Origin of the sequence: Galactobacter sp., from assembly GCF_022712295.1 — a bacterium.
In the GTDB taxonomy this organism is placed as follows: domain Bacteria; phylum Actinomycetota; class Actinomycetes; order Actinomycetales; family Micrococcaceae; genus Galactobacter.
On the sequence record NZ_JALAGT010000022.1, the window covers coordinates 1 to 8,245 of the forward strand.

At 68.6% G+C, this 8,245-nt stretch carries 6 protein-coding genes; 4 read left to right on the plus strand and 2 right to left on the minus strand.

Annotated elements, in window-relative coordinates; all coding sequences use genetic code 11:
* Positions 1-91: 91 nt before the first annotated feature.
* Positions 92-340 (minus strand): WhiB family transcriptional regulator, encoded by a 249-nt coding sequence (locus Q0A15_RS01755; RefSeq protein ID WP_291277823.1) that lies wholly within the window; start codon positions 338-340, stop codon positions 92-94.
* 365 nt (positions 341-705) lie between these two features.
* On the opposite strand from Q0A15_RS01755, the gene Q0A15_RS01760 reads away from it, so the two are divergent.
* On the plus strand, positions 706-1,176 hold the full coding sequence (locus Q0A15_RS01760) for a hypothetical protein (RefSeq protein WP_291277824.1): 471 nt from the start codon (positions 706-708) through the stop codon (positions 1,174-1,176).
* 19 nt (positions 1,177-1,195) lie between these two features.
* Here Q0A15_RS01760 and Q0A15_RS01765 read toward each other — a convergent pair whose 3' ends face one another.
* Complete coding sequence (locus Q0A15_RS01765) at positions 1,196-4,789, minus strand: FtsK/SpoIIIE domain-containing protein (RefSeq protein ID WP_291277825.1); 3,594 nt, start codon at positions 4,787-4,789, stop codon at positions 1,196-1,198.
* A gap of 379 nt (positions 4,790-5,168) precedes the next feature.
* Between Q0A15_RS01765 and Q0A15_RS01770 the strand changes: the two genes are divergently transcribed.
* From Q0A15_RS01770 to Q0A15_RS01780, 3 genes are read left to right on the plus strand one after another with little or no spacing between them, the layout of a single operon-like run.
* On the plus strand, positions 5,169-6,398 hold the full coding sequence (locus Q0A15_RS01770; RefSeq protein ID WP_291277826.1) for a CpaF family protein: 1,230 nt from the start codon (positions 5,169-5,171) through the stop codon (positions 6,396-6,398).
* Complete coding sequence (locus Q0A15_RS01775) at positions 6,395-7,237, plus strand: type II secretion system F family protein (protein ID WP_291277827.1); 843 nt, start codon at positions 6,395-6,397, stop codon at positions 7,235-7,237. The genes Q0A15_RS01770 and Q0A15_RS01775 overlap by 4 nt, the downstream gene beginning before the upstream one ends.
* The gene (locus tag Q0A15_RS01780) at positions 7,234-8,127 is read left to right on the plus strand and encodes a type II secretion system F family protein (RefSeq protein ID WP_291277828.1); all 894 of its coding nucleotides are present in this window, start codon (positions 7,234-7,236) and stop codon (positions 8,125-8,127) included. The genes Q0A15_RS01775 and Q0A15_RS01780 overlap by 4 nt, the downstream gene beginning before the upstream one ends.
* Positions 8,128-8,245 lie beyond the last annotated feature (118 nt).

Below are 8,245 nucleotides of genomic sequence, written 5' to 3' on the forward strand. Positions count from 1 at the left end.
GGCCCGTACCGCGGGGGGGGGCCGGACCGGGGGCCCCCCCGCCCCCCCTAAACCCCGGCGGGGGGGCGACCCCCGTTCCGGTTGCGTCAGGTCAGGAGGCGCGGCGGGCGCGGGCTGCGCGGCGCTTCATGGCGCGGCGCTCGTCCTCACTCATGCCGCCCCAGACCCCGGCGTCCTGGCCGGTCTCGACGGCCCACTGCAGGCACTTGTCCACGACGTCGCAGGTGCGGCAGACGGCCTTGGCCTCCTCGATCTGCAGCAATGCGGGGCCGGTATTGCCCACGGGGAAGAAGAGATCGGGATCCTTCTCGAGGCATGCGGCCTTATCGCGCCAACTCATGGATGCACTCCTTGGTATCGCTTCAAGGGCGCGCGTGTTCGCGTTGGTTTCATGGGTGGGAACCAGGCCGAACAGGGATTTTGCGCGCCCCTTGGTCATTGTTTGAATTTTTTCACGACGCCCCAGTGGGGACAAGGGTGTTGGCAGTGGTCATTCGCTCGTTGGGCTGTGGGGTTTCTCACCGGGACATTCCCGTGACATCTGCCGGATACACGCTATGGATAGCATGGTGGGCTCTGCCGGGGACCGTTGTGCAGATGTGCCCGACGGCCCGGGCCGGGTCTCGTTTCCGACCCCACCCGGCCGCGCCCGCCAGGCGCCTGTGTTGGGCTACGGGGCGCTCGGCTCCCCGTAGCATGGGGTGTGTGAGCAACGAGCAGAAGCGGCCAGTGGATCAGGACGACACCACGGTGGATACGACGCAGCGTCGTCGCATGCCTGCGAGCGTGACGATCGTGTCAGTGTGTGTCCTCCTGGAAGCGGTGGCCGTCTTTGCCGCGGCGATCTTCGCGGCCCAGGCGATTGCCCAGAGTTCGCCCGTGTCCATCGGCGGCAGGATCTTCCTGATGGTGCTGCTGGTGTTGGTTGCGGTGTGGCAGGGCGTGGTCGCATCCAAGCACATGGCCGGACGCGCGTGGACCAGATCCGCTGTGGTGGCCTGGCAACTGTTCCAGGTCATCGTCAGCATCTATTACATCTCCAACGCTCCTGCGGTGGGAGACTGGGCCGGACTGGCCCTGGGGCTCGGAATGCTCGTGGTGGGCGGCGTTGCCTTGGTGACCGTGTTCTCCCCGGCCACCCGTGCTTGGCTCGAACCGGACGACGCCCCGCGCTGAGTCACACCCACACCCGTCCTCACCATCCCGCACCTGTGCTCTCGGCCGGTCGCAGCACTTGCGCTCTGACCGGGGAGGACTCTCCAGCGGGGACGAACCATGCTCTGCCAGGCGGTGCCGTCGGATCCGAGGGGATGCGCCAACCGAGGGTCGCTGCCTCCGTGCCGCGTGGACCGAGCACCAGCACCCCGCCCACCTGATCCACCTGGTGCCACCAGGGCACCTGGCTGGACAACGACGCTGCTGAACTCGCCGCGACCAGAACCCGCCCGCCGTTGCGCACCCGTTGGGACAACACGGCCAGCGCGGATGGTCCCAAGGAGTCAATGTCGTCCACACACCACCATGCCTCGAGCTGCCTCTCCTCGTCGTCTGCCTGTTCGGGCGGTGGAGTAGCCGGTGGTTGACCACCGGCGAGTTCCTCCAGGTCCGCGCCGGCCAGCATGCAGGCATGGGGCCATCGCGCCGCGAGCTCCTTCACCACGGTGGAGCGGCCGCTGCCCGGACCGCCCAGCACCACTGCTGCCTTCGAGGCGGGGAGCCAGTCGACCGGTCGCAGGTCGGGTGCGCACACGGCGAACGGTTGATCGGGCTCGGTGTCGGTGGCGGGTCGGCGAGCACTCCAGGCGTCGGCGCTGACTCGGTCGGGCAGTGGTGACCACGCCCCGTTGGTGGGTCTCGTGGCGCCGCTGTGGTGCCGGGAGCGATTGGGGCGCAGGCGATCGTTGGGCACGAGGGTGGACTGCACCACGACCCCCGTGGGGTCGGTGTCCGGGCCCAAGAGCACCCCACGGCCCGGAATGCTTGAGCAGGTGTGGCGACGTGGCCACGTAGCGGTGGTCTCTGGGGTCATGGACCACGGTTGGTAGACCCTCGAGGGAGTGTGGCCCAGCAGGCGGGACGTGCTGAGGTCGCGTCCTCCCACCATGATCACGGGGCAGATACGGTTGGCGAGCAGCGTCATGACCGCGGCCTCCCGTGCCACGCCGGCCGATTGCAGGCCGTCACCGAACCAGGCAGATGGCGCGGTGAGGACCAGGAGCGGGCGGATCCCCGGATGTGGGGCACGTCCCTGCCCCAGCGCGGTGAGAACCTCATCCACGTCCTGTTCCTGGCCCGTGGTCAGGACGAGTCCCGGGAAGTGCGCCAGTGCGGAGTTCTCCGCGAGACCGTCTCCGTCCATGACCACGCACGAGTCCGCCGTCCCCAGGCGCTGCAGGGCACCGAGCCAGGAGCGGACCTGCTCGATGCGGTGCGTGCCCGGAGCGGCCAGAACGGCGAGCGAACCGTCCGTCGCTGGTGTGTGCGTCCAAGGGATGACCCTCTCCGGGGTGGCCTGCAGTCCGAGCGCGATCGACGGCGGGCCGCCTCCGTGCCGAATCGAGGCCGGAGTCGCGGACACCCTGACGGGTCGTTGTGGCAGAGGTGGTGCTATGAACGGGAGCGCCGGAGCGGACTGCTGCGTGGCCCGGGCGCTGGTCACCGGAACCGGCAGGTTAGCCACGTCCGCACAGGTGGGACCGATCAGGAGGTCGTGGCGGGCATCGTCGGCGTCACGACCGACGACGGTGCCGACCTGGAAGGGTTCAGGCTGCCCGCTGCCTCGCCGGATCAGAGCGCGCCCTGGCTCACTGGTGGGGAAACGTGCGGGCAGCGGGGTGCCGGTGAGGTCCACGGCTTCGGATTCGCTGGTCAGGCGCAGGCAGATGGTCAGGGCGACATTGGCGCGGATCTCGGGGGAGACCACGCCCTGTGGCCGTTGCGTGGCAAGGATCAGGTGCAGCCCCAAGGAACGGCCGACCGTGGCGCAATGCATCAGGTCCTTCAGGACGCCGGGAACGGACTCCGCCAGGATGCGGAATTCGTCCACGGCCACCACGATTCGCGGCGGCCGCTCTGCGACCGGGAGGTCGCGGACATCGGCAACCCCGGCGCACTGAAGCAACCTTTCGCGGCGGTGCAACTCGGCGGAGATTCCCTCCACGACCCTGGTGGCGGATTCCAGATCCAGGTCGGTGACAATGACCTCGACATGAGGCTTCCCGGTCCATGGCCCAAAGGTGGCGCCGCCCTTGAAATCCAACAGCACCAGCCGTAGCCGGTCGGGACCCGTGTGTTCGGTCAACGACGACAGCCAGGTGCTCAACAGCACCGATTTTCCGCTGCCGGTGGTCCCCGCCACGAGCGCGTGGGGGCCGTCGTGGACCAGGGACACCGTCAGGGCCCCGCCGACGGCCGAGTCCGGTGTGGCTCGGCCGAGGACCGCGATCAGGTCACCTGGTTGGGCGGTCGGTTCCTGGTGGTGGTCCACGCGGGCGGGGCCCTCCTCAGGCGGAAGCGAGGACACGGCGATCAGGGCGCCCGTGAGGCTGAGTCGATCGGGGACGAAGCGCACGCCGTTTCCTGAGGGAGCAGGAAGCGTCCCGTCGTCCAGCCGGACCACCAGGTCGTCAGCGGCGGGTTGACCCCCGAGCAGGACCCTGTTGGTGCTGCCGCCGGCGCTGGTGCGGGTCAGCACCGCTGCATCGGTGTCCGGGGATCTCCTGACTCCCGGTAGGGCGAGAATCCTGGCTGGGAGGCTCGCCGTCGCGGCCACCCTCAGGGTGGCCGCGGTTCCGGTCCCGGCCCGCGGCACGGGTCCCGGGAGCCAGGCGAGGGCCAGGGCGCGCACGGCGGCACCGACCAGCTCGGGTGGGCCGAGCAGGCGTACGTCCTGGTCGGCTGCGGGAGAACACAGGGCGGGAAGCCGCCGGACGGGGACACGCCGTCTGGGGCGTGCGTCGTGTGCCCCCAGGACCCGAACGCGTGGCTTCACGCATTCACCCAGCCGCACCGGCGGTGGTGCCTCGGTGTCCGCGTGGCTGCGCGGATTCCTGAAGGATGCGACCCAGCTGCCGGGGGGCGGGTGGCGGCGCGAGACGAGGGCGGCGGCGGCGAGCGCCGCCCGGGACTCCTCTCGGGCCTGTCTGCGGCGACGGTGGAGGACGTCCACCACGGTCATGGCGCCGGTGAGAAGGCCGATGCATCCGAAGAGCAGCATGAGCCAGTTCCCTGTCACCGCGACGAGGACGCCGCCCACGGCCAAGGGGGCCACGGCTCCTACTGCCGCGATGAATGGCGGGGAGGGCGGTGGTGGCGTGTTCACCTTGACGACGTCCCACTCGTTGTCGTTCGGGGTCGGTGGCGGGGCCGGGCTCGGGATGCGAGCCAGGATGCGTAGCCGGTCGTTCCCCATGGTGATCAGGCTGTCCTCGTCCACGCGGCGGTGAGTGGCGTGGTGCCCGTTGATCCTCACCGGGCCAAGGGCCTCGAGGTGGATCCCGTCGGGGGACACGTGAAGGTGTGCGTGGTGTCGACGCACGGACGGGTCGGTCAGTCGGATCCGGCAGTTGCCGCGGCCCACGGTGGAGGTTCCGCGGGGGAGGGGAACCACGAGTCCCGCATCGGGGCCGGATTCCACCACCAGTACGACGCCGTCGGGTCGGCGCCCGGGAGAGAGGGTGGTGGGCCATTGCTCGGCGGTGACCGCGTGCGGGAACGCCTGGTTCAGATTGGTGAGGTCGTCTCCGGCCGGGACGAAGACGTGGGGGTCGCCTGGGCGTATGTGGATCACCGGCTCACTCCTGTCCTGCCGTTGTACCGCGACGTGCGGTTGCCGTCGTCGAGGACTGGAGGCTACCGGGACGGTGCGATGTCGCGGTCTGCGGTGAGGTGTGTTCTTGGTGGGATTGTGGACGACACGCCTGGGTGTCGTCTGCCGACTCAGCGGCCGAGTTGTCCACAGGTCAGTCGCGTCCCCCTTGTCCAGGAATCATCACAGGATTACGCTGCATATCCACCGACTTCCCCATACAGCCCACCGAACGCGGTCGCGACCGGTCTCCGAGCCCAACAGCCCTCGGATTCCGTGGCGAAACCGTGGGAGGTATGTTCCGGGGCGCCCAGATCCCGCACCCGGGTCAGGGTTCCCGGACCGTCGAAGGAGGGGAACCGTGTCGCAAGCCGCGAGATACGTCGAGAAGCAGGTCCGTGCCGCTCTGTTGCGTGAGTCCGTGGACCCGGTCGGGGATCCAGCGGCGGTGGAACGCATGGTGGACCGCGCCGTTCACGACTACGACTTGAGGTCCCTGCGGGAGGGAATGCCGGATATCGGGGACCTGGCAGCAGCCGGTCGAGCCGTGATGCATGCACTCACCGGCTTCGGGCGTCTCCAACCGTTCCTGGACGACCCCGACATCGAGGAGATCTGGCTCAACGGGTGCGACAAGGTGTTCGTGGCTCGCAACGGTGTCGCGGAACTGACCTCGCTCAGGCTGTCCCAGGACGAACTGCGCCAACTCGTGGAACGCATGCTGGCGCCCACCAACCGCCATCTGGACCTGTCGTCACCGTTCGTGGACGCTACCCTGCCTGACGGCTCGCGCCTGCATGTCGCCATCCCGGACGTCACACCTGGGCCTTGGTACGTGAATATCCGCAAGTTCGTTTCCCGGGCCCGGCGACTCGCCGATCTGGTGGAGCGAGGAAGCCTGTCCACCCACGCCGCCGCCTACCTGGACGCGGCCGTGTCGGCAGGAATGAACATCCTCGTCTCCGGACCGACGCAGGCTGGAAAGACGACACTGCTGGGGTGTCTGGCTGCCTCCATTCCGCCCAGGCAACGCGTCGTGGTGGCGGAGGAGGTTCGCGAACTGAACGTGCCGCTGCGTGATGTGGTGACGTTGCAATGTCGGCCGCCCAATCTGGACGGGGGTGGGGAGATCACGTTGCGCAGGCTCGTGAAGGAGGCACTGCGGATGCGGCCGGACCGCATCACCATCGGTGAGGTGCGGGAGGCGGAGAGCCTGGACCTGCTCTTGGCCCTCAACGCAGGTTTGCCAGGAAGTGCCACCATCCACGCGAACTCCGCGCGCGAGGCCCTGACCAAACTCTGCGCGCTGCCGCTTCTGGCCGGCCCCAACATCTCCTCGGCCTTCGTCACCGCGACCGTCTCCGCGACCATCGACCTGGTGGTCCACTGCGGCCGCAGAACGGACGGGGCTCGCTTTGTCGGTGAGATCGCCTCCGTGGGATCGACCACGGAGGACGGCGTCATCGAACTCTCCCGGATCTTCACCGACCAAGGTAACGGGCTGAGGCGCCATCCGGAGGCGGACCCCGAACACCCCAAACTGCGCCGGTCCGGTATCGACGCGCACCGACTCCTGGCCGGTGCACCATGAGCATCATCCTGGGCTGTCTGCTCGGCTGCGGACTGGCCCTCGTCTGGTATTCCGGGTTCGGTGAACCGAGCCGACGGCGGCGCAGCGGCATACGGAACCGCCTCGATCGTGCCGGGTATGCCCGCACACGGGTCGCCACGTTCCTCTTGATCTCCGTGGCCGTGGCCCTCGGGGTAGGGCTGATGGTGCTGGCACTCACCTCCACCGTCTCCGTGTCCGCTCTCGCCGGGCTGGCGGCAGGCTTGATTCCCACTTGGGCGTTGGGCCCCGCGGCCCAAAGACGGACCCGCGCCAGGCGATCGCGCTGGCCCGACGCGGTGGACCACCTGCGCTCCGGTGTTCGAGCCGGTGTCCCCCTCTCCGAAGCCTTGGCAGAGCTCGGCCGCACCGGACCGGAACAACTTCGTGCACCTTTCAGGGCCTACGCAGCTGATCTCAGGGTGGGCCGCAACGTCGATGAGGCGCTGGCTCGCCTCAAACAGCAGATCGCCGACCCGGTTGGGGACCGACTGGTTGCGGCAGTGCGGCTCACCAGGGAGGTGGGCGGCGCCGACGTCGGCGCCACGCTGGCGACCTTGTCCAGCTTCTTGCGTGCGGATATCGCTACCCGCGGAGAACTGGAAGCCAGGCAATCGTGGACGGTGAACGCTGCCCGACTGGCCGTCGTTGCACCGTGGCTGTTGCTGATCATCCTGTGCCTCGAACCACGCGTCGCCGAGGTGTACGACTCCGTGGCTGGGGCCGTGGTGTTGCTGCTCGGTGTGGGGATCGCGGCGTTGTCCTACGTCCTGATGATCAGAGCCTCGAAGTTGCCGGATGCCGGGAGGCCGAACCCATGAACGTCATGAACTGGGATCTGGGCGCACGCGTGCTCCTGGCCGCCTTCGCACTGGGGATGGGTGGGTGGCTGATCGCGGATGCCCTTCTCTTCTCCAAGACCCGACGGTTGGGGGACAGGATCGCGGCTCAGCTGGGTGCCCCGCCTCGAACGGCTGCAGGTCGGTGGTCGCTCGTGAATCGGCTCCTGCCGTTGTCTCCCGCCGGTCGGGTGAGCCTTGAAACGAGACTCGGCCGAGCGGGGCGCTCCACCGACCCGCTGCGGCACCATGCCGTCACCGTCCTCACCTGTGCGGCGGCCGCAGCGGCCATGGCGGTCATCTTCACCGTCGCAGCGACCGCCGGAACGTTGAAACCGGTCCCAGCGATGGTGGCCTTCATCGGCGTCCTCGTGGGAGTCGTCATGTGGCGGTCCACCTCCCTCACCCGGGCCGCCACCCGTCGACGCGCGGTCATCGCAGCCCAGTTCCCCCTCCTTGCGGATCTCTTGGCCCTCGGCGTGGCCGCAGGGGAGGCCGTGGCACCCGCCCTGAAACGGGCCGCCGAGGAGACCTCGGGACCTCTGGGATCCCTCGTCACCCTCGCGGTCGCCAGAACCACCACCGGAGTGCCCCTCTCCACCGCTCTACGTGATCTTGCCGTCGAGGCTCAGGTTCCCGCATTGAACGACTGCGTCGAATCCATCCTCGTGGCTGGGGAACGAGGTACCCCGCTTGCCAGCGTCCTCCGGGACCAGGCGGCCGACGCCCGCGACCTGGAACGCCGAAACCTCCTGGAGGCCGGCGGGAAGGCTGAGATCAAAATGCTTGTCCCCGTCATCTTCGGCCTCCTCCCGCTCTCCGTCCTGTTCGCCGTCTTCCCGTCAATCGACCTGCTCTCCCTCTCCCTGTGAGGTTCCCGTCACCGGCCCTCCCCGAAACACCGCCGTTGAAGATTCCGCCCCTCAGACAACATCCACGGTCCACATTCACCAACAGCTCGGAAGGACTCCGCCATGAACACCTCCCCAC